The sequence below is a fragment of the Arthrobacter sp. 10N44_2 genome (assembly GCF_056394385.1).
On the sequence record NZ_JBFTHT010000017.1, the window covers coordinates 18,057 to 35,639 of the forward strand.

Consider the following 17,583-nt stretch of genomic DNA (forward strand, 5'->3'; position numbering starts at 1 on the left):
CTGTGGGCGGATGGCAGTGCAGTTGCGGCTTCCGGCTCGACTTTCCGGGTCGCCGTGGCGACGGCCACAGCCTAGCGGCGCACCAGTGTCCGCAGGAGTTTCAGCGCCACGGAGATCGAGGCGATATCCACTTGGCCCGGTTTGGTCACTTCCGCGAAGGTGTCCTTGATCCGTGCCAGCTGCTCCTGGTGCCCGCGTTCCCAGGCCACGATGCGCTCCACGGCATCGGACGTGCCGGAGTCGGTGGCATTCAGGCCCTGGGTTGTCGCCATTACCGAGACGGTCATGTCGGCTACGGCGGAATACACATCGTCGCGCAGGGCTGCCCGCGCGAGAGACTCCCAGCGGCTCTGCCGGGGCAGGTCGGTGATGCTGAGCAGCAGGTTCGCGGCGCCGATGCGCTGGAACACCGCGTAGTACAGGTCAGCAATAGTGGGGATGGGTTCGCGCACCTGTTCGGAGATCAGGGAGATGTCCAGCAATCCGAAACTCTCCAACAGGTCCGAGGCGCGCAGGCCCAGCTCCCGGGGCATCCCCACGGCGGCCCAGTGCGTGACTCTGTCTTCCACACGGTCCAGGTCGGAGCCGCGGAGGTAGTCCAATGTTCGGGTCCGCAGCAGTTCCAGGGTGGGCATGATCCTGTCCAAGGCCGCGGCCACGGGCTGGTCGCGATGGTCATGCGTCACGTACCATCGCGTGGCCCGGTCGAGGATCCGGCGCATGTGCAGCGTCGCCTCGGCGACGTGTTCGGTGGGATATCCGGCGGGGAGTGCGGCCAGCCGGGTGACGATCCACGGCAGGTCGTAGGCCTCGCGCGCCACCACAAAGGCCCTGGCAACGGCGGCGGCGGTGGCAGTGGTTTCCTCGATGGCACGGAAGGCGAAGGTGATTCCGCCGAGATTGATCATGTCGTTGGCCACCACTGTGCACACGATCTGGCGGCGCAGCGGGTGGTCCGCCAGCTCTGCTTCAAAGCGTTCGGACAGCTGGCGTGGAAAATAGCCGCGGAGCACGCGCCGGAACCACGGGTCATCGGCAAGGTCGCTGGCGTTGAGCTCCGCTGCCAGTTCGATCTTTGCGTAGGCGGCCAGCACCGACAGTTCCGGCGCGGTCAGGCCCTCACCTGACCGCAGCCGTTCCCTGAGTTGTTCGTTGCTTGGCAGGCCCTCCAGCTTGCGGTCAAGGTCCGTGGCGTTCTCGAGCCAGTCCATGGTCCGTTCGAAGCCCGGGCTCCATTCCCGCACCAGGTGCCGGTCGTTGAAGAGCAGGACATTCTGGTCCGCGTTGTTGGCCAGCACAAGGCGGGCCACCTCGTCCGTGAGGGAATGCAGGAAGCCGGCGCGTTCCGGCGACGGCATCTTTCCCGCCGCGATCATCCGGTCCACGAAGATCTTGATGTTTACTTCATGATCCGAGCAGTCCACGCCGGCTGAATTATCGATGGCGTCGGTATTGAGCAGGACGCCTGCCAGGGCGGCCTCGATCCGTCCGAGCTGCGTGATTCCGAGGTTCCCGCCCTCGGCGATGATCTTCGCCCGCACCTCATTGCCGTTGACCCTGACGGGGTCGTTCGCCTTGTCGCCAACCCCGGTGTTGGCCTCTGATGAGGCCTTGATGTAAGTTCCGATGCCGCCGTTGTACAGCAGGTCCACGGGCGCCCGGAGGATGGCCTGAAGCAGAGCGTGTGGCGGCAGGGACACGGTGCCCGGTTCCAGGCCCAGAGAGCTCCTGACCTGTTCAGTGATGCTGATGGACTTGGCCCGGCGGGAATGGACACCACCGCCCTCGCTGATCAGTGCTGGATCGTAGTCCGCCCAAGATGAGCGGGGGAGGGCAAAGAGCCGCCGCCGTTCCTCGAACGAGGCCCCCGCATCCGGCGCCGGGTCAAGAAAGATGTGGCGGTGATCGAAAGCCGCCACCAGCCGGATGTGGCGGGAGAGGAGCATCCCGTTCCCAAAGACGTCGCCGCCCATATCGCCGATGCCGGCAACTGTGAAGTCCTCTGTCTGGCAGTCCATCCCGAGTTCGCGGAAATGCTGTTTCACCGATTCCCAGGCCCCGCGGGCCGTGATGCCCATCTGCTTATGGTCATAGCCCACGGTCCCGCCGGACGCGAAGGCATCCCCCAGCCAGAAGCCGTACTCCGCTGCCACCGCGTTCGCAGCGTCCGAAAATGACGCTGTTCCCTTGTCCGCCGCCACCACGAGGTAATAGTCGTCGACGTCGTGCCGCACCACTCGCGCCGGAGGCACCACTGTTTCGCCGTGGGCGGTGGTGACCAGGTTGTCGGTGATGTCCAGCAGCCCGCGGACGAAGGTCCGGTAGCATTCCAGGCCCTCCGTCAGCCAGGCGTCGCGGTCCATGGCCGGGTCCGGCAACTGTTTGGGATAGAAACCGCCCTTGGCGCCGGTTGGCACTATCACCGAGTTCTTCACGTTCTGCGCCTTGACCAGGCCAAGGACCTCGGTGCGGAAATCCTCGCTCCGGTCGGACCAGCGCAGCCCGCCCCGGGCCAGTGCCCCGAAGCGCAGGTGGACGCCTTCCACGCGGGGCGAGTACACCCAGATTTCGTATTTGGGACGGGGAAGCGGGGCACCCGCGATCGCGGAAGGGTTCAGTTTGAAACTCAGGTGGGGCTTCGCTTGGAAGTAGTTAGTGCGGAGCGTGGATTCCACCAGGTTCATGAAGGTGCGCAGCAGCCGGTCGGCGTCGAGGACGGGAATGTCGTCGATCGCGGCCAGCAGATCCCTCCGAGCCGCGTCGGTGTCCCCGAACCGGCGTGCCGCCTCCAGCTCGGGATCGAACTTGGCCCTGAACAATGCCAGGAGCGCGTGGGTTGCCCGGACATTGACCAGCAGGGTATCGGCCATGAAGCCGTAGGAGGTCGTTGTGCCCAATTGCTGCAGGTACTTGGCATAGCTGCGCAGGATTGCCGCCTGGCGCCATTCGATGCCCTCCCGGAGGACGAGGCCGTCAAAGCGGTCCGATTCTGAGTCCCCACGCATGGCAGCTCCGAAGGCATCCCCCAGCAGCCCGCTGGTGCGGGACGGATCCACGCCGGCCGGGTAGCGGACGCCAAGGTCATAGAGGAACAAGGCCCGGTCCCTCCCGCGCACCACATCGAAGGGCCGTTGGTTCAGCACCTCCAGTCCGAGGTTGTGGAAGAACGGCAGGATCCGCGTCAGGCTGTGGGCGGTGGTCAGGTAAAGCCGGATCCGTGCGTCTTCGGCCAGCGTCGGGGAGGCGTCGGTGCGGACATAAACGGCCAGCTGAGGATCGTTCAGCGGTCGCCCGCCCGTGCCGTCGAGATCGAACCGCTCAAACGTAGTGATGTCCTCGACCGCGTCCTCGACCTCGAAATCAGCCCGGTAGCTGGCCGGGAAGGCGGCGGACCACAGCGCCGACAACCGGCTGGCCTCCGCCGACGGCAACCTGTCACGGAGCGCTTCGTCCAGGCCCTGGGCCCAGGTCCGCGTTGCGCTGACAATGCTCCGCTCCACTTCAGCGGGATCGACGTCGGGCATCCCGCCGGCGGGCAACAGTATCCGGAAGAACACGCGGGCCATCGGGGATTCACTAAGCCTGACTTCGAACTCGAGCGAGGAGGACCCGAAAGCCTGTTTAAGCTCGTGTTCAATCCGGAGGCGGACGGCCGTGCTGTACCTGGCCCGGGGGAGGAACACCAGCGCGGTCATGAAGCGCCCGTAGCTGTCAGCGCGCAGGAACACCCGTGTCTGGTGGTGGGCCTGCAGGCGCAGAATCTCTCGGGCAAGCCCGGAAAGTTCATCCAGGTCCCGGTGGAACAGCTCGTCCAGGGGGAAGGACTCGAGGACCGTGAGGAGCTGCTTGCCAGGGTGGGAGGCCTCGGTGAAGCCGAAGCGCTCCTGGATGGCGCGTACCTTGTCCCGGATGACCGGGATGCGCCGCACGGACCGGCCCGTGGCACCCGGGGCGAAAAGGCCCACAAACCTGACTTCTCCCGTGGCCTTCCCGGCGCTACCGAAGGTCCGGACGAGGATTTCATCCAAGTAAGCCGGGCGGGGGACAGATGATCTCAGATCCGAAATGGAGATGGTGAGGACCTGCGAATGGGGCAGCCCCGTAACAGGCTGGCGGGCCTCCGGCCGCCCGTCCCTGAGCAGGCCCAGCCCCGCGCCGGGCAGCAACGACACAACATCCGGGCCCTCAGCCGTCGAGTATTCATATTCGCTGTATCCCAGAAACATGAAGTTGCCGCGGTCCAGCCAGCCCAGGAGCTCACCGAGCTGCTCCGGAGCCGGAACCGTGCCGGCGGGCAGCAGGTCCAGGGAGTTGATGGTGCGGGCGAGACGGGCGTGGATGGCTGGGGTGTCATCAGCGACCAATTGGACGTCCGCCAGGACACGCCGCACGTTGGCGGTGAGCTCCACAATGGCCCGTGACCCCGGCAGGCGGCCTATCTCTGCCGCCACCCACGTTTCTGATCTCCACCCCGGCGGGGCCTGGATGGTGCCGGTCGCCGCGGCGCCCGGGACGCCGGCAATTGGGCCCGTCGGTCCGGACTGCGAGGACCCATGCCGTACTTCCACCAACCGATCAGTCCGCGGATCCCGCCGCACCAGGAAATTGGGATGCACCAGTAACCGAATGGACTCGTTTTGGCGGGCCAGCTCCGCAGTAAGCGAATGGATCAGGTGCGGAATGGCGTCGGCAACCACCAGCAGGACGCTGGCGTCGCTTTCGTTCAGGATGTCGACGGCCGCCGTGCCTGCCGGACGGCCGTCCGCTAGTTCCGCATGGTGCCTGGAGCGCTGCTCCAGGTTTTCTGGACTGTAGCCTTGGAGGTCCTCCGGCGCAGCGTGCTCGTAGTACGCCGCGAGGAACTGGTCATCGAAGCCAGGGAAAACGTGGCCGGGCGCATGCCCCGGGTGTACCGATTTGCGTGACATGCCCCTGCGCCTCCACTGCGCGGGCTCAACCGCATGCCGCGGCCGACCATCCTGTCCCCACGCCTGTCTTCATCATCGCCGCGTTCCCGTGAGCAGTCCAGACCCGGTACGCCCCGCAGGGACGGCCTGTTCGCCCGCCGGGGACGGACGGGCCCGCTACGCCGGACGGCCGGTGGGATCCTCCGCCGTCGGATCCGCCAGTGCCAGTCCGCCCACGGGACTGTCGTCCCAGTGGATGAGTTCCCAGCCGTTGGCGGGATCGCCTTCCAGCGCCACGATTCCGGTGTTGTCCAGCACGTGCCTGATGGCAAAGTCCGGTTCGATGTTGTCCGCCCGCAGGCCGGCCCACACCCGGATGGCTGCGCCGTGGCTGACCACGGCCACGGATCCTGAGCCCCCCGCCCCGTTTGTCCGTCCCGCTATTTTGGCGATCGCGGCGTCGTAGCGCTCAAAGAAGTCCCGGCCGCTGGGACCGGCAGGCATCCGGCGGTCCAGCTCCCCGTCCGCCCACGAAAAAATGGTGCCGATGTACTGCTTGTGCGATTCGTGGTCGGTGCGCTTTTCCAGCGACCCGGCCTCGATCTCGTGAAGGCCCTCCAGCACCTCGGTTTCCAGCCCGTGCACCCGGGCGAGCGGTGCCGCTGTGATCTGCGTCCGAACCAGGGTGGAGGCGTACAGGGCAAGGATCCGCTCGTTCGCCAAGGCGCGGGACAACGTCTCGGCCTGACGCTCGCCGAGTTCGGTCAGCCCGGGCCCCGGGTGCGCCGTGTCCAGCTGGCCCAGCACATTGCCGGGCGTCTGGCCGTGCCGGATGAGCAGAAGCCTCATTTGAGGTGATCCACCAGCTGGTCCGCGATGCCCGTGTACTTGCCCGGGGTCAGCGCCAGCAGGCGGGCTTCGGCGTCGGCGGACAGGCCGAGGCTCTGAACGAATTCCTGCATCCGGGCGGCATCCACGCGCTGTCCGCGGGTCAGGTCCTTGAGCCGTTCGTACGGGTTTTCCATGCCGTCGACGCCGGCGATGGCCTCGGCGCGCATGACCATCTGGATGGCCTCGCCGAGGACTTCCCAGTTGGTGTCCAGGTCCGCGGCCAGCACGTCCTCGGCAACCTTGAGCCGGTCCAGGCCCTTGGCAACGTTGGAGATGGCGAGCAGCGAGTGGCCGAACGCCACACCGATGTTGCGCTGCGAGGAGGAGTCGGTGAGATCGCGCTGCCAGCGGGAGGTGACCAGGGTGGAGCCGAGGACGTCCAGCAGGCCGGAGGAGATCTCGAGGTTGGCCTCGGCGTTTTCGAAACGGATCGGGTTCACCTTGTGCGGCATGGTTGAGGAGCCCGTGGCGCCTGCCACCGGGATCTGCACAAAGTACCCGATCGAGATGTAGCTCCAGATGTCGGTGCAGACGTTGTGCAGGATGCGGTTGAAACGCGCGACGTCGGCATAGAGTTCGGCCTGCCAGTCATGGCTTTCGATCTGCGTGGTCAGCGGGTTCCAGGTCAGGCCGAGGCCTTCGACGAAGCCCTTGGCGACGTGCTCCCAGTCGGCGCCCGGGACGGACGCGACGTGGGCGGCGTAGGTGCCGGTGGCGCCGTTGATCTTGCCGAGGTATTCGGTGCGGGCGATCCGGTCCAGCTGCCGGTTGAGCCGGTGCGCGATGACTGCCAGTTCCTTGCCCAGCGTGGTGGGCGTGGCGGGCTGGCCGTGGGTGCGGGAGAGCATCGGCACGGCGCGGTTGTCCCCGGCCATGGCGCTGATCTGGCCGACGAGGGCGCGGGCCGCAGGCAGCCACACGTCCTCCACGGCCCCCTTGATGCCCAGGGCGTAGGAGAGGTTGTTGATGTCTTCCGAGGTGCAGCCGAAGTGCACCATGGCGGTCAGGTGATCGATTCCGATGCCGGGCAGGCGGCGGCCGATGTAGTACTCCACGGCCTTGACATCGTGGACCGTAACGGCCTCGATCTCGGCGAGTTCGGTGACGGAGGCGGCGTCGAACTCCGTGACGATCGCACGCAGTTGCTCCTGTTGTTCCGCCGTGAGCGGTCCGGCCCCGGGCAGGACGCTGTTGCCGGTCAGGTGGATCAGCCACTCGACCTCCACAGCCACGCGGTCGCGGTTCAGGGCAGCCTCGGAAAGGTAGTCGACCAGCGGCGCGACGGCGGACTGGTAGCGGCCATCCAGCGGGCCGAGCGCGATCTGGTGGTCGGACGCGGCGAGGGCCAGGCGTCCGGACGGCGTGCGGGTATCAGCTGTGGCGGCAGTTTCAGGCATATGGCGATTCTTTCACGAAGTGCCGCCGGGCCTTAAGCGCCCCCGTCCTTATGACATTGCCGGATGACATTGCCGGCTGGCAGCGCATGGCGGTCCGGACGTTGTCCACATAGCCGGGCGGCTCTCTTCAGCGGGCACAGGCCGCCCCGCTAGCGTCGGTTCATGGGCAGCTGGATGAGGCAGGTCACTGGGATGAGGCCGGGGTGAGGCCGGGATGAGGCCGGTCAACGGGATAGCACCGGGACCGGCGGGCAGTGCGGCGCGCAGTGTGGCGGTGCAGGACATGGCGGTTCTTGGCGTGACGGCCGCCGACGCCCTTGAGTGCGCTTCGCGCAGTTATGAAGTCCAGCAGTTTGCTGCGCGCGTTGCGCGGTGCGCCGATGAGGCTGATGCGGTGCTCGCCGCCCTCGCCCGCCTTGAGCTGCAGTCGTGGCAGTCACCGGCCGGCCGCGCCTACCGTGTGGCCTTGTCCCTGCACGCGGCGGCGCTGCACCGAAGCCGGGATGCGCTGCTCGATGCTGTTGCCGTGGTGCTCCGGCATGCCCGGAACGTGGCGCAGCCCACGGACCAGATGGGACCCTGATGGCCGAGTCGACTCCGGCGGGCTCCGGCGGCGGCCCCGGGGTTTCCGCGCCGCCGCGCGACGGCAGCCTGCTCATACGGGGCGGAATCGGCGGGGTGAGCTTCCAGTTTGAGGAGCTGCTGGCGGGTGCCGCGGCGCTGGACGGGCTGGTGCGGCAGCTGCAATCGGTTGAGGTTGAGGCCGACACCGTCCGGCGCGCACTCTTTCCCTACCAGTCCGACTCCTACACCAGCGGCAGCAACGCCATCATCGCTGTGGGGGAGGCCGGCCGGGAGGTCGGACGCGTCCGGTCCCAGCTTCAGCGGATCGGCGACGACGTCCGCGCCAGTCACCGCGAATATGAATATGCCGAAGCCCGGAATGCACTGCTGCTGCGGATGGGACTGCACGGCTCCGAGTACGGCGCAGCACCGGAGCCCTTCGCCCTGCCCGGGGTGCGCGGCACTGTTGAAGGCTGGGTCGCCATGGCGCCCCGGAATCTCGCCGTGCTGCTTGGCCTGCCCTGGCCTTTGGCCGCCGTGGCCAGCGCCCTGGCCGGGCCCGCTGACGTCCGCCGCCTGGTGCGGGACGCCTCGGAAGCGCCGGGGCTCGTGTTCCTCAAGCCCCGCCCCGTCAGCATCGTGGGCCGGGAGACGTTTACGGCCGACGTCGACCTCTCACCGGCCGGGCTGCTGCGGCGGGCCGGGGCAGTGGGAGAGCAAGGCGGCCGGATCGAGGTTATCGAGGTCGACGGCGAATCCCGGCCCGCGTGGGTGGTGATCATCCCCGGAACCCAGCAGGGCGCCCTGCCGGAAGGAACCAACCCCTTTGACCCCGCCGGAATCGCCGAGGCCCTGGGCTATGACTCGGCGTCGACGGCGCAGGCCATCAGGGAGGCGTTGCGGCAGGCCGGGGCCGAGGCCGGGGATCAGCTCGTGGCCGTCGGCTACAGCCAGGGCGGGATCCACGCGATGAATCTCAGCAAGGACCGTGCTGTCCTGGCCGAGTACGACCTCAAGTTCGTGCTGACCGCGGGCTCGCCGGTGGGCGGGATCAGCCCCGCGCCGGGGATCCGCAGCCTGCACCTCGAACATGAGCAGGACTGGGTGCCGGGGGCGGACGGACTGGCGAACCCGGACACCAGGGACCGGGTGACCGTGACCCTCACCAACCCGCTGGCGGTGCCGCCGCCACAGGATTTCGGCCTGGGTCCCGGGCACCGGTTGGAGAATTACGCTGACGGGGCCGCGCTCGTCTCCGCGAGCCGGGACAACACCCTGCAGGACTCCACCGCGGCACTGGCCGCAGTGGTGGGGACCGGCGGGGCGGCGTCGGTGACCAGGTTCTCGCTCCGGCGCGAGGCCCGGCCGGAACCGCGGGCAACGCCCGCAACCACTTCGGGCACGCCGCGCGGCACGGGCGCTTCTAACGATCGAGGGCAGGAAGGAAGCTCGCCACGAGGGACACCAGACTGATGATGATGGCGGCGAACACGGCAGTCCAGAAGAACGAGTCGATGGTGAAGTGCACAGTTGTGTAGCTGCTGATCCAGGACGTCAGGTAGAGCATCGCGGCGTTGATGACCACGGTGAACAGGCCCAGGGTGAGGATAGTGATCGGCAGCGAGAGGAGGCTGACAATGGGCTTGACGAAGGCATTGACCAGACCGAAGATCAAGCCGATGAACAGGTAGCCCAAGATGATGCTGATGGTGCCGTCACTCTGGGTGGAAATATCCAGCCCGGTGAGGATCCAGCAGGCGATTGCAAGGGCCAGTCCGTTGATGATGACTCGTACGATGATTGAGCGCATGGCCCCATGCTGTCATACGCCCGGCGGCGACGGCAGGGACCATATTCCCCATGTCAGCAACGGTTATCCCCTACGGACAGCAATCGGCTCCCGCAACTGCGGCAGCGACCCGAAGTAGGCTAGTTGGCATGACTTCATCAGAGAATCCGGCCGGGGGCATCAGGCCCCGTCCGGTGGTAGACCTCCTCCCCCGCTACGCGGCCGGAAAACCCCCCGTTCCCGTGGAAGGCCTGACCAGCTACAAGTTGTCCTCCAACGAGAACCCGTTGCCCCCGATCCCTGCAGTGCAGCAGGCCATCGCGGCGCAGACCGATTTCAACCGCTACCCCGATCCGCTCAGCAGCAGGCTGCGTGAAGCGCTCGCCCGCTTCCTGGATGTTCCCGCCGAGGACATCGTCACGGGCGCCGGCAGCCTGGGCGCCCTGAACCAGCTGCTGACCACCTTCGCCGGCCAGAACGACGACGGCAAGGCCGACGAGGTCATCTACGCCTGGCGCTCGTTCGAGGCCTACCCGATCTGCGTCGGACTGGCCGGCGCCGAGAGCGTCCGGATCCCGCTGACATCCGACGGGCGGCATGACCTGGACGCCATGGCCGCCGCAGTGACTGCGCGGACCCGGATGATCCTGCTGTGCACGCCCAACAACCCCACCGGACCCATCCTGACGGCCGAAGAAACGGAGCGCTTCATCCATGCCGTTCCGGCCGACGTCGTGGTGGTCATTGACGAGGCCTACCAGGAATTCGTGCGCGCCGGCGACGCCGTGGACGGCATCGCCATGTACCGCAAGTACCCCAACGTCGTCGTCCTGCGGACCTTCTCAAAAGCGCACGGCCTCGCCGGACTCCGCGTGGGCTACAGCGTCTCCAGGCCCGAACTGACGCAGCACCTGCGCGTCAGTGCCACCCCCTTCGCCGTGTCCCAGATCGCGGAAACGGCAGCCGTGACGTCGCTCGAGCACTTCGCCGATGTTGTAGAAAGGGTACAAAGCCTGGTGGACGAACGGGACAGGGTCACGGCGGGACTGCGTGAGCTCGGGTGGTTCGTCCCGGAGGCCCAGGGCAACTTTGTCTGGCTCAATCTGGGCGAAAACAGCGCGGAATTTGCCGCCCTGGCGGCGGAACGGGCGCTGTCCGTACGGGCCTTCGGCAACGAGGGCGTCCGGGTCAGCATCGGCGAAACGGAAGCCAACACCCGTTTCCTGGAGCTCTGTGCGATCTATACAAAACCGCCGCGGCGTTCCTAGCGCTTAACACTGCGCGCTCAGGCCGCCCCGTGCGGATAAAGTAAGGACCAGTAAGCCAAAATATATGCCGGACCTGGAATGTATTCCTGGTCCGGCATATATCCCAGCGATTGCGGCGCATTCGGATGCGGCAAGCAAGGAGACGGTATGGGCGCCACACATCTGCCCTCTACCGAGTTCGACGGAACCGGGATGGATGACCAGCTCGAAGCGGAGGCCGAGGCCCAACTGGGTGCCCCGGCCGAGCCGATGGTGCAGTTGCTGGACCCGGACGGCACCCTGGGCTCGGACCCGGTTTTCTCAAAATACGCCGAGAAGCTGGACCCGGGCACCCTGCGCGGCTTCTACGCGGATATGGCCAAGATCCGCCGCTTCGACGTGGAGGCCACCGCCCTGCAGCGGCAGGGCCAGCTGGCCCTGTGGGTCCCGCTCACCGGACAGGAAGCCGCCCAGATCGGCTCCGGACGGGCCAGCCAGCCGCAGGACTACATCTTCCCCACCTACCGCGAGCACGGCGTGGCCCTGACGCGGAACGTGGACCTGGCCGAGCTGCTGCGCCAGTTCCGGGGCGTCTCCAACGGCGGCTGGAACCCGAAGGACACGAACTTCCACCTCTACACGCTGGTCCTGGCCGCCCAGACCCCGCACGCCGTCGGGTACGCCATGGGCATCCAGCGGGACCAGAAACTGGCGGCCGCCAACGCCGTCGCCAGCGGTGAGGCGGGACAGGCCGTGGAGCCGAACGCCGCCGTCATGGTGTATTTCGGCGACGGCGCCAGCTCCGAAGGGGACGTCCATGAATCCATGGTGTTCGCCGCTTCCTACCAGGCGCCCGTGGTCTTCTTCTGCCAGAACAACCACTGGGCCATCTCCGTGCCAAGCTCCGTGCAGACCCGCATCCCGCTCGCCAACCGCGCCAAAGGTTACGGCTTCCCCGGCATCAGGGTGGACGGCAATGACGTGATCGCCGTCCACGCCGTCACGGAATGGGCGCTGGAGCGGGCCCGCGAGGGCCATGGTCCCGTACTGATCGAGGCGTTCACCTACCGGGTCGGGGCGCACACCACGGCCGATGACCCCACCAAATACCGCGCATCCGCCGAAGAAGGCCTCTGGCGTGCCAAGGACCCGCTGGCGCGGCTGGAGAAGTATCTCCGGGCCCAGGGCCTCGCGGATGACAGCTTCTTCGAGCAGGTCAAGGCCGACGGCGACGAGCTCGCCGCCTATGTCCGCAAGACCACCCACGACCTCGAAACCCCGGACATCCGGACCGCCTTCGCCAACACCTATGTGGAGGCCCACCCGCTGGTGGCCGAGGAACTGGCCTGGTTCGAGGAATACAGCGCAGGGTTCGCCGATGAGGCGTCCGCCGATGAGGCACGCACAGCCGAGACAGACAGGGCGGCCCGCTGATGACCACCATGACCATTGCGAAAGCCATCAATGAGGGCCTGCGGGCCACGTTGAACAACAACCCCCGCTCGCTGCTGATGGGCGAGGACATCGGGGCCCTTGGCGGCGTCTACCGGGTCACCGACGGGCTGATCGCCGAATTCGGCGCCGACCGCGTGGTGGATACCCCGCTGGCCGAATCCGGCATTATCGGCACCGCGATCGGCCTCTCCCTGCGCGGCTACCAGCCGGTCTGCGAGATCCAGTTCGACGGTTTCGTGTTCCCGGGGTTCAACCAGATCACCACCCAGCTGGCCAAGATGCACTCGCGCAGCAACGGCAATCTGACCGTTCCCGTCGTCATCCGGATCCCGTACGGCGGCGGCATCGGCTCCATTGAACACCACTCCGAATCGCCGGAGGCACTGTTCGCCCACACAGCCGGGCTGCGCATCATCACCCCCTCCAATCCGCACGATGCCTACTGGATGATCCAGCAGGCCGTCGACTGCCAGGATCCCGTGATCGTCTTCGAGCCCAAGCGCCGCTACTGGCTCAAGGGCGAGGTCGACACCGAGACCCCGGGCGCGTCCGCTGACCCCTTCAAGGCGCATGTGCTCCGCGAGGGCACCGACGCGACCGTCGTCGTCTACGGCCCGCTGGTGCCCGTGGCCCTCGCAGCGGCCGAGGCCGCCGCCGAGGACGGCCACAGCGTCGAGGTGATCGACCTCCGTTCCATCTCGCCGATCGACTTCGACACCGTCACGGCCTCGGTCCGGAAAACCGGCCGGCTGATCGTGGCCCACGAGGCCCCCACATTCGGCGGCATCGGCGGCGAAATCGCCGCGCGGATCAGTGAGCGGGCGTTCCATTCACTGGAGGCCCCCGTCATCCGCGTCGGGGGATTCCACATGCCCTATCCCGTGGCCAAGGTCGAAGAAGACTACCTGCCGGACATCGACCGCATCCTTGAGGCGCTCGACCGCGCCCTGGCGTACTGACGAGGACCCATGACGCTCAACAAGTTCAACCTTCCCGACGTCGGCGAAGGGCTGACGGAGGCCGAAATCGTCGCCTGGAAGGTCAAGGTCGGCGATACCGTGGCCGTAAACGACGTCCTGTGCGAGATCGAGACGGCCAAATCCCTGGTGGAGCTGCCCTCACCGTTCGCCGGGACCGTCACGGAACTGCTGGTGCCCGAGGGAGTCACGGTGGATGTCGGCACGCCGATCATCAGCGTGAGCGACGCCGTCGACGCCCCGGCGCCGGCCGCTGCGGCACCCGCCCCGGCGCCTGTAGCCCAGGAGCAGGCTGCCGCCGCGCCCATGTACGGCACGCTTCCGGCTGATGACTCCGACGCCGGCGAACCAGCCGGGCGCCCGGCCGGCGGGCCGCTCGTGGGCTCCGGTCCCAAGGCCGACGCCGTCAAGCGCCGGCGGCGGATTTCCGCCCCTGCGGCAGCCGGCCACGACGCCCCGTCCGCCGCGGCAGCCACCGGCGCTGCCGCCCCGGTGGTGGAGCAGGTGGGGGTGGAGGCCCACGACATATGGATCAACCCGGACGCGGCCAGCCGCCCTGCCGACGCGGCCGCGGGCCCGGCCGGCTCCGTTGAGGCGCGCCCCACCTTCGGCGGTGCCATCAGCGGCCTGGTCGGCAAGGTGCTGGCCAAGCCGCCGGTCCGCAAGATCGCCCGGGACCTCGGGATCAACCTGGCCGATGTCGTGCCTACCGGCGCCCGCGGTGAAGTGACCCGCGAGGACCTGGTGAGCTACCAGGCCCAGCGGGACGCCGAGGTGGACAAGGCGGACTCGTTCTGGGGCAAGTCCGGCCGCCCGCAGGACCAGCGGATCGAGCGGATCCCGGTCAAGGGAGTCCGCAAAGCCACCGCGAAGGCCATGGTCGAATCCGCGTTTGCCGCGCCGCACGTCAGCATCTTTGTCGACGTCGATGCCAGCCGCACCATGGAATTCGTCAAACGCCTCAAGGCCTCCCGCGACTTCGAAGGCATCAAGGTCTCCCCGCTGCTGATCCTGGCCAAGGCGGTCATTTGGGCCGCGGCGCGAAACCCGAGTGTCAACGCAACGTGGGTGGACAACCCGGACGGCAGCGATTCCGCGGAGATCCACGTCAAGCACTTCATGAACCTGGGCATCGCGGCCGCCACGCCCCGCGGGCTGATGGTGCCGAACATCAAGAACGCCCAGGACCTCTCGCTCAAGCAACTGGCCCTGGCCCTGAACGAGCTCGCCACGACTGCGCGGGCCGGCAAGACCCAGCCTGCCCAGATGCGCGGCGGCACGCTCACCGTGACCAACATCGGCGCCCTCGGGATCGACACCGGAACGCCGATCATCAACCCTGGCGAGGTCGCCATCGTGGCGTTCGGCACCATCAAGCAAAAGCCTTGGGTCCTGGACGGCGAAGTCATTCCGCGTTGGATCACCACCCTCGGCGGCTCCTTCGACCACCGCGTGGTGGACGGCGACCTTTCGGCCCGCTTCATGGCCGACGTCGCCGCCATCCTGGAAGAGCCGGCCCTGCTGCTGGACTAGCCGGCGAAACCGGCCACGAAACCGGCCGCGAAACCGCAGAACCCCGCCGCTGAACCTTTCAGCGGCGGGGTTTCTCAGTGTTGGGGTTTCTCAGTGGCCAGCCTGGCCCGGGCCGCTCAGTTTCCCGAGTATGCGGTCAGGATCTGGACCAGCGCGGGATCGCCGCTCATGCCGGCGAGGGCGGCCGAGGCGGCAAACATCAGGCCCGCGAGCCCCGCGCAGCACGCGCTGATTCCCGTCAGGAACTTCCAGTCCTCCCGGAACACGCTGCGCAAGGTGTCGGGCATGCGCAGTCCCGGGGCAATCAGGTTGGGTGCGCTGTCCGTCGATCCGTCGTCCAGGAACGCGACAACGCGACCGGCACTGCGGTCCACGCGCATGGCGCTGATGTGGTTGCCGTGCCGGGCCAGCAGGATGTCGTGGCCAACCAGCTGGCGGCGCTGAAGAGTGATCATGGGGCTCCCTTGGTAGGTGGGTTCTCGGACGTCCGCACCATCGCAGGGCACCTCCCATTTTACTGAGCCGGTCCGCGCCGGGCGGCCCGCTGGGCGGTGAGGCTGCCCACGACAAAGGGTGATCCTCATCAAGTCCGGACACGGCCACGACCGGACACAGCCAAGTCCGCGCCCTCCTGTCCCGCGGCTACGCCCGGCACTAGAGTGGCACCAGCCGCCGACAGCCCGGGCGGAAGCGGATCAAAGGAGATGTTGCGTGTTTTCAAGCCCGTACCCCGACGTCGATGTTCCCAACCTCGGCATTTACGACTACCTCTTCGGCGCTCTGGCAGAGGAGGACCTGGACCGGATCGCCGTCGTCGATGGCGCCAGCGGTGCGGAGACCACCTACCGGGCGCTGCGCGGGCAGATCGACGCCCTCGCCGGTGCCGTCGCCGCCCAGGGCCTGGGCGTGCACGGCGTGGCCGCCATCCTGTGTCCCAACGTCCCCGCCTTTGCGACCGTCTTCCACGGCCTGCTCCGGGCAGGCGCAACGGTCACCACCATCAACGCCCTGTACACGGCCGACGAGATCGCCACCCAGCTCACCGACGCCGGCGCGGACTGGCTCTTCACCGTATCGGCGCTGCTGCCGGCCGCCCGGGAGGCCGCCGAAAGGACCGGGATCCCTGCCTCACGGCTCGTGGTGCTCGACGGCGCCGACGGCCATCCCTCGCTGGCCGACTTGCTCGCCATGGGCGCACCGGCACCCCGCGTCTCGTTCGATCCCGCCACGCATGTGGCCGTGCTGCCCTACTCCTCCGGCACCACCGGCCGGCCGAAGGGGGTCATGCTCAGCCACCGCAACCTGGTCGCCAACGTGGAACAGGCCAGGGGTCTGCTCGACGTCGGCCCCGAAGACCGGGTCCTGGCGCTGCTCCCGTTTTTCCACATCTACGGGCTGACCGTGCTGCTGAACCTCGCGCTGCGCCAGCGGGCAAGGCTTGTGACCATGCCCCGGTTCGACCTGCCCGAGTTCCTGCGGATCATCCAGGACCACCGGTGCAGCTACCTGTTCATCGCGCCTCCCGTGGCCGTGGCGCTGTCCAAGCACCCGCTCGTTGCCGAGTACGACCTCGGCTCGGTGCACACCACCCTTTCCGGTGCGGCGCCGCTGGACGGCGAACTTGGCAAGCGCCTGGCCGAACGCCTCGGCTGCCAGGTCCTGCAGGGCTACGGCATGACCGAGATGAGCCCGGTATCGCACCTCATTCCGCGCCAAAGTCGCGATGGGCTCAGGGCCCCCGTCAGTTCCGTGGGGTACACGGTGCCGAACATGCAGTGCCGCCTCGTGGACCCGGCCACGGGGGAGGAGATCCCGGTTCCCGCGGAAGGGACCAGCGCGCCGGGGCACCTGTTGTGCCGCGGGCCGAATGTGATGCTCGGCTACCTCAACCGGCCGCAGGAAACCGCGGACACCCTGGACGCGGACGGCTTCCTGCGCACCGGGGACATCGCCACGGTGCGGGCGGACGGGGTGGTGACGGTCGTGGACCGGCTCAAGGAACTGATCAAGTACAACGGCTACCAGATCGCCCCGGCGGAACTGGAGGCGCTGCTCCTCACCCACCCCGGCATCGCCGACTCCGCGGTGGTCGGCTCCCTCGACGCCGACGGCCAGGAAGTGCCCAAGGCGTTCGTGGTCCGCCAGCCGGGCGCGGACGGCGATGCCTTGGACCTGGCGGGCGTCATGGACTTCGTGGCGGCCCGGGTGGCGCCGTTCAAGAAAATCCGACAGGTTGAGTTCATCGACGCCGTGCCGAAATCCGCCTCAGGAAAGATCCTGCGGCGGATGCTTGGGTCTGCAGGCTCAGACACCGGCCAAGCCGCCGTGCCAGCAGCGGCACCGAAGCAGCGGTAGCGCCTCAGTCGGCGTCGGTCTTGGCGATGTAGACGTCACAGGGGGCGTTGTGGGCCACGCTGTTCGCAACGCTCCCCAAGACCCGGCCGATTCCGCTCATGCGCCGGTTGCCGACCACGATCATCAAGGCACTGGTCCGTTCGGCTTCCCGGATCAGGGCCTCGGCCGGCTTGCCCCGCGCGGCGGCGTAGGTGACGGTGATGTCCGGGCGGCGCAGGCCTTCCGCGACCGAGCGCGCAACCGTTTCCGCGTTGCCGGCGTCGGAAACGATCCACTGGTCACTGCCGCTGCCGAAGACCTGTGTCTTGTCGCTGTCAAAGGCGCTGACCACATGAAGTGTCGCCCCCACGGAAACTGCGAGGTCGCGCGCGGTGTGCGCCGCCCGCAGTGCAGTTTCACTGCCGTCGACGCCGACAACGATTATTCCGGTCATGGACCGCTCCTCTTTCAACGAGTAATGCTGTTTAG

At 67.5% G+C, this 17,583-nt stretch carries 13 protein-coding genes; 7 read left to right on the plus strand and 6 right to left on the minus strand.

What is annotated here, in order from left to right; translation table 11 throughout:
* Positions 1 to 71: 71 nt before the first annotated feature.
* From AC1DBX_RS16265 to purB, 3 genes are all read right to left on the minus strand, one after another.
* On the minus strand, positions 72 to 4,928 hold the full coding sequence (locus AC1DBX_RS16265; RefSeq protein ID WP_476932228.1) for an NAD-glutamate dehydrogenase: 4,857 nt from the start codon (positions 4,926 to 4,928) through the stop codon (positions 72 to 74).
* Positions 4,929 to 5,084: 156 nt separating this feature from the next.
* On the minus strand, positions 5,085 to 5,756 hold the full coding sequence (locus AC1DBX_RS16270; RefSeq protein ID WP_476851430.1) for a histidine phosphatase family protein: 672 nt from the start codon (positions 5,754 to 5,756) through the stop codon (positions 5,085 to 5,087).
* Positions 5,753 to 7,195: an adenylosuccinate lyase gene (gene purB, locus AC1DBX_RS16275; protein WP_476851431.1), complete on the minus strand. Its 1,443-nt coding sequence runs from the start codon at positions 7,193 to 7,195 to the stop codon at positions 5,753 to 5,755. The genes AC1DBX_RS16270 and purB overlap by 4 nt, the downstream gene beginning before the upstream one ends.
* Positions 7,196 to 7,478: 283 nt before the next feature.
* On the opposite strand from purB, the gene AC1DBX_RS16280 reads away from it, so the two are divergent.
* Together AC1DBX_RS16280 and AC1DBX_RS16285 are read left to right on the plus strand one after the other, a co-directional pair.
* On the plus strand, positions 7,479 to 7,778 hold the full coding sequence (locus AC1DBX_RS16280; RefSeq protein WP_476857693.1) for a hypothetical protein: 300 nt from the start codon (positions 7,479 to 7,481) through the stop codon (positions 7,776 to 7,778).
* Positions 7,778 to 9,232: a hypothetical protein gene (locus tag AC1DBX_RS16285; RefSeq protein WP_476932229.1), complete on the plus strand. Its 1,455-nt coding sequence runs from the start codon at positions 7,778 to 7,780 to the stop codon at positions 9,230 to 9,232. Before AC1DBX_RS16280 ends, AC1DBX_RS16285 begins: the two co-directional genes overlap by 1 nt.
* Here AC1DBX_RS16285 and AC1DBX_RS16290 read toward each other — a convergent pair.
* Positions 9,183 to 9,569 carry a phage holin family protein gene (locus tag AC1DBX_RS16290; protein WP_028277592.1) on the minus strand — a complete coding sequence of 129 codons (387 nt, stop codon included), beginning with the start codon at positions 9,567 to 9,569 and terminating at the stop codon, positions 9,183 to 9,185. The genes AC1DBX_RS16285 and AC1DBX_RS16290 overlap by 50 nt on opposite strands.
* A gap of 128 nt (positions 9,570 to 9,697) precedes the next feature.
* Here AC1DBX_RS16290 and AC1DBX_RS16295 point away from each other — a divergent pair, with 128 nt between their 5' ends.
* The 4 genes from AC1DBX_RS16295 to AC1DBX_RS16310 all read left to right on the plus strand — a co-directional run bounded on the left by AC1DBX_RS16295 (position 9,698) and on the right by AC1DBX_RS16310 (position 14,760).
* On the plus strand, positions 9,698 to 10,816 hold the full coding sequence (locus AC1DBX_RS16295) for a histidinol-phosphate transaminase (protein WP_223914937.1): 1,119 nt from the start codon (positions 9,698 to 9,700) through the stop codon (positions 10,814 to 10,816).
* A 147-nt stretch (positions 10,817 to 10,963) separates the two neighbouring features.
* A complete protein-coding gene (gene pdhA, locus AC1DBX_RS16300) occupies positions 10,964 to 12,229 on the plus strand; it encodes a pyruvate dehydrogenase (acetyl-transferring) E1 component subunit alpha (protein WP_476857696.1) in 1,266 nt (421 codons plus the stop codon).
* Positions 12,229 to 13,209: an alpha-ketoacid dehydrogenase subunit beta gene (locus AC1DBX_RS16305; RefSeq protein ID WP_090582226.1), complete on the plus strand. Its 981-nt coding sequence runs from the start codon at positions 12,229 to 12,231 to the stop codon at positions 13,207 to 13,209. Before pdhA ends, AC1DBX_RS16305 begins: the two co-directional genes overlap by 1 nt.
* 9 nt (positions 13,210 to 13,218) lie before the next feature.
* Positions 13,219 to 14,760: a dihydrolipoamide acetyltransferase family protein gene (locus tag AC1DBX_RS16310; RefSeq protein ID WP_476932230.1), complete on the plus strand. Its 1,542-nt coding sequence runs from the start codon at positions 13,219 to 13,221 to the stop codon at positions 14,758 to 14,760.
* A gap of 116 nt (positions 14,761 to 14,876) precedes the next feature.
* On the opposite strand, the gene AC1DBX_RS16315 is transcribed toward AC1DBX_RS16310, so the two are convergent.
* Positions 14,877 to 15,215 carry a hypothetical protein gene (locus AC1DBX_RS16315; RefSeq protein WP_476932231.1) on the minus strand — a complete coding sequence of 113 codons (339 nt, stop codon included), beginning with the start codon at positions 15,213 to 15,215 and terminating at the stop codon, positions 14,877 to 14,879.
* A gap of 256 nt (positions 15,216 to 15,471) precedes the next feature.
* Here AC1DBX_RS16315 and AC1DBX_RS16320 point away from each other — a divergent pair, with 256 nt between their 5' ends.
* Complete coding sequence (locus AC1DBX_RS16320; RefSeq protein ID WP_476932232.1) at positions 15,472 to 17,115, plus strand: AMP-binding protein; 1,644 nt, start codon at positions 15,472 to 15,474, stop codon at positions 17,113 to 17,115.
* A gap of 4 nt (positions 17,116 to 17,119) precedes the next feature.
* Here AC1DBX_RS16320 and AC1DBX_RS16325 read toward each other — a convergent pair whose 3' ends face one another.
* Complete coding sequence (locus AC1DBX_RS16325; RefSeq protein WP_223914942.1) at positions 17,120 to 17,548, minus strand: universal stress protein; 429 nt, start codon at positions 17,546 to 17,548, stop codon at positions 17,120 to 17,122.
* Positions 17,549 to 17,583: the final 35 nt, after the last annotated feature.

Bases quoted from the DNA above. Each gene is read 5' to 3' on its own strand.
- AC1DBX_RS16285 (WP_476932229.1), top strand. From the start codon at position 7,778: ATGGCCGAGTCGACTCCGGCGGGCTCCGGCGGCGGCCCCGGGGTTTCC.
- AC1DBX_RS16305 (WP_090582226.1), top strand. From the start codon at position 12,229: ATGACCACCATGACCATTGCGAAAGCCATCAATGAGGGCCTGCGGGCC.
- AC1DBX_RS16290 (WP_028277592.1), bottom strand. From the start codon at position 9,569: ATGCGCTCAATCATCGTACGAGTCATCATCAACGGACTGGCCCTTGCA.
- pdhA (WP_476857696.1), top strand. From the start codon at position 10,964: ATGGGCGCCACACATCTGCCCTCTACCGAGTTCGACGGAACCGGGATG.
- AC1DBX_RS16315 (WP_476932231.1), bottom strand. From the start codon at position 15,215: ATGATCACTCTTCAGCGCCGCCAGCTGGTTGGCCACGACATCCTGCTG.
- purB (WP_476851431.1), bottom strand. From the start codon at position 7,195: ATGCCTGAAACTGCCGCCACAGCTGATACCCGCACGCCGTCCGGACGC.
- AC1DBX_RS16310 (WP_476932230.1), top strand. From the start codon at position 13,219: ATGACGCTCAACAAGTTCAACCTTCCCGACGTCGGCGAAGGGCTGACG.
- AC1DBX_RS16280 (WP_476857693.1), top strand. From the start codon at position 7,479: ATGGCGGTTCTTGGCGTGACGGCCGCCGACGCCCTTGAGTGCGCTTCG.
- AC1DBX_RS16265 (WP_476932228.1), bottom strand. From the start codon at position 4,928: ATGTCACGCAAATCGGTACACCCGGGGCATGCGCCCGGCCACGTTTTC.
- AC1DBX_RS16325 (WP_223914942.1), bottom strand. From the start codon at position 17,548: ATGACCGGAATAATCGTTGTCGGCGTCGACGGCAGTGAAACTGCACTG.
- AC1DBX_RS16295 (WP_223914937.1), top strand. From the start codon at position 9,698: ATGACTTCATCAGAGAATCCGGCCGGGGGCATCAGGCCCCGTCCGGTG.
- AC1DBX_RS16270 (WP_476851430.1), bottom strand. From the start codon at position 5,756: ATGAGGCTTCTGCTCATCCGGCACGGCCAGACGCCCGGCAATGTGCTG.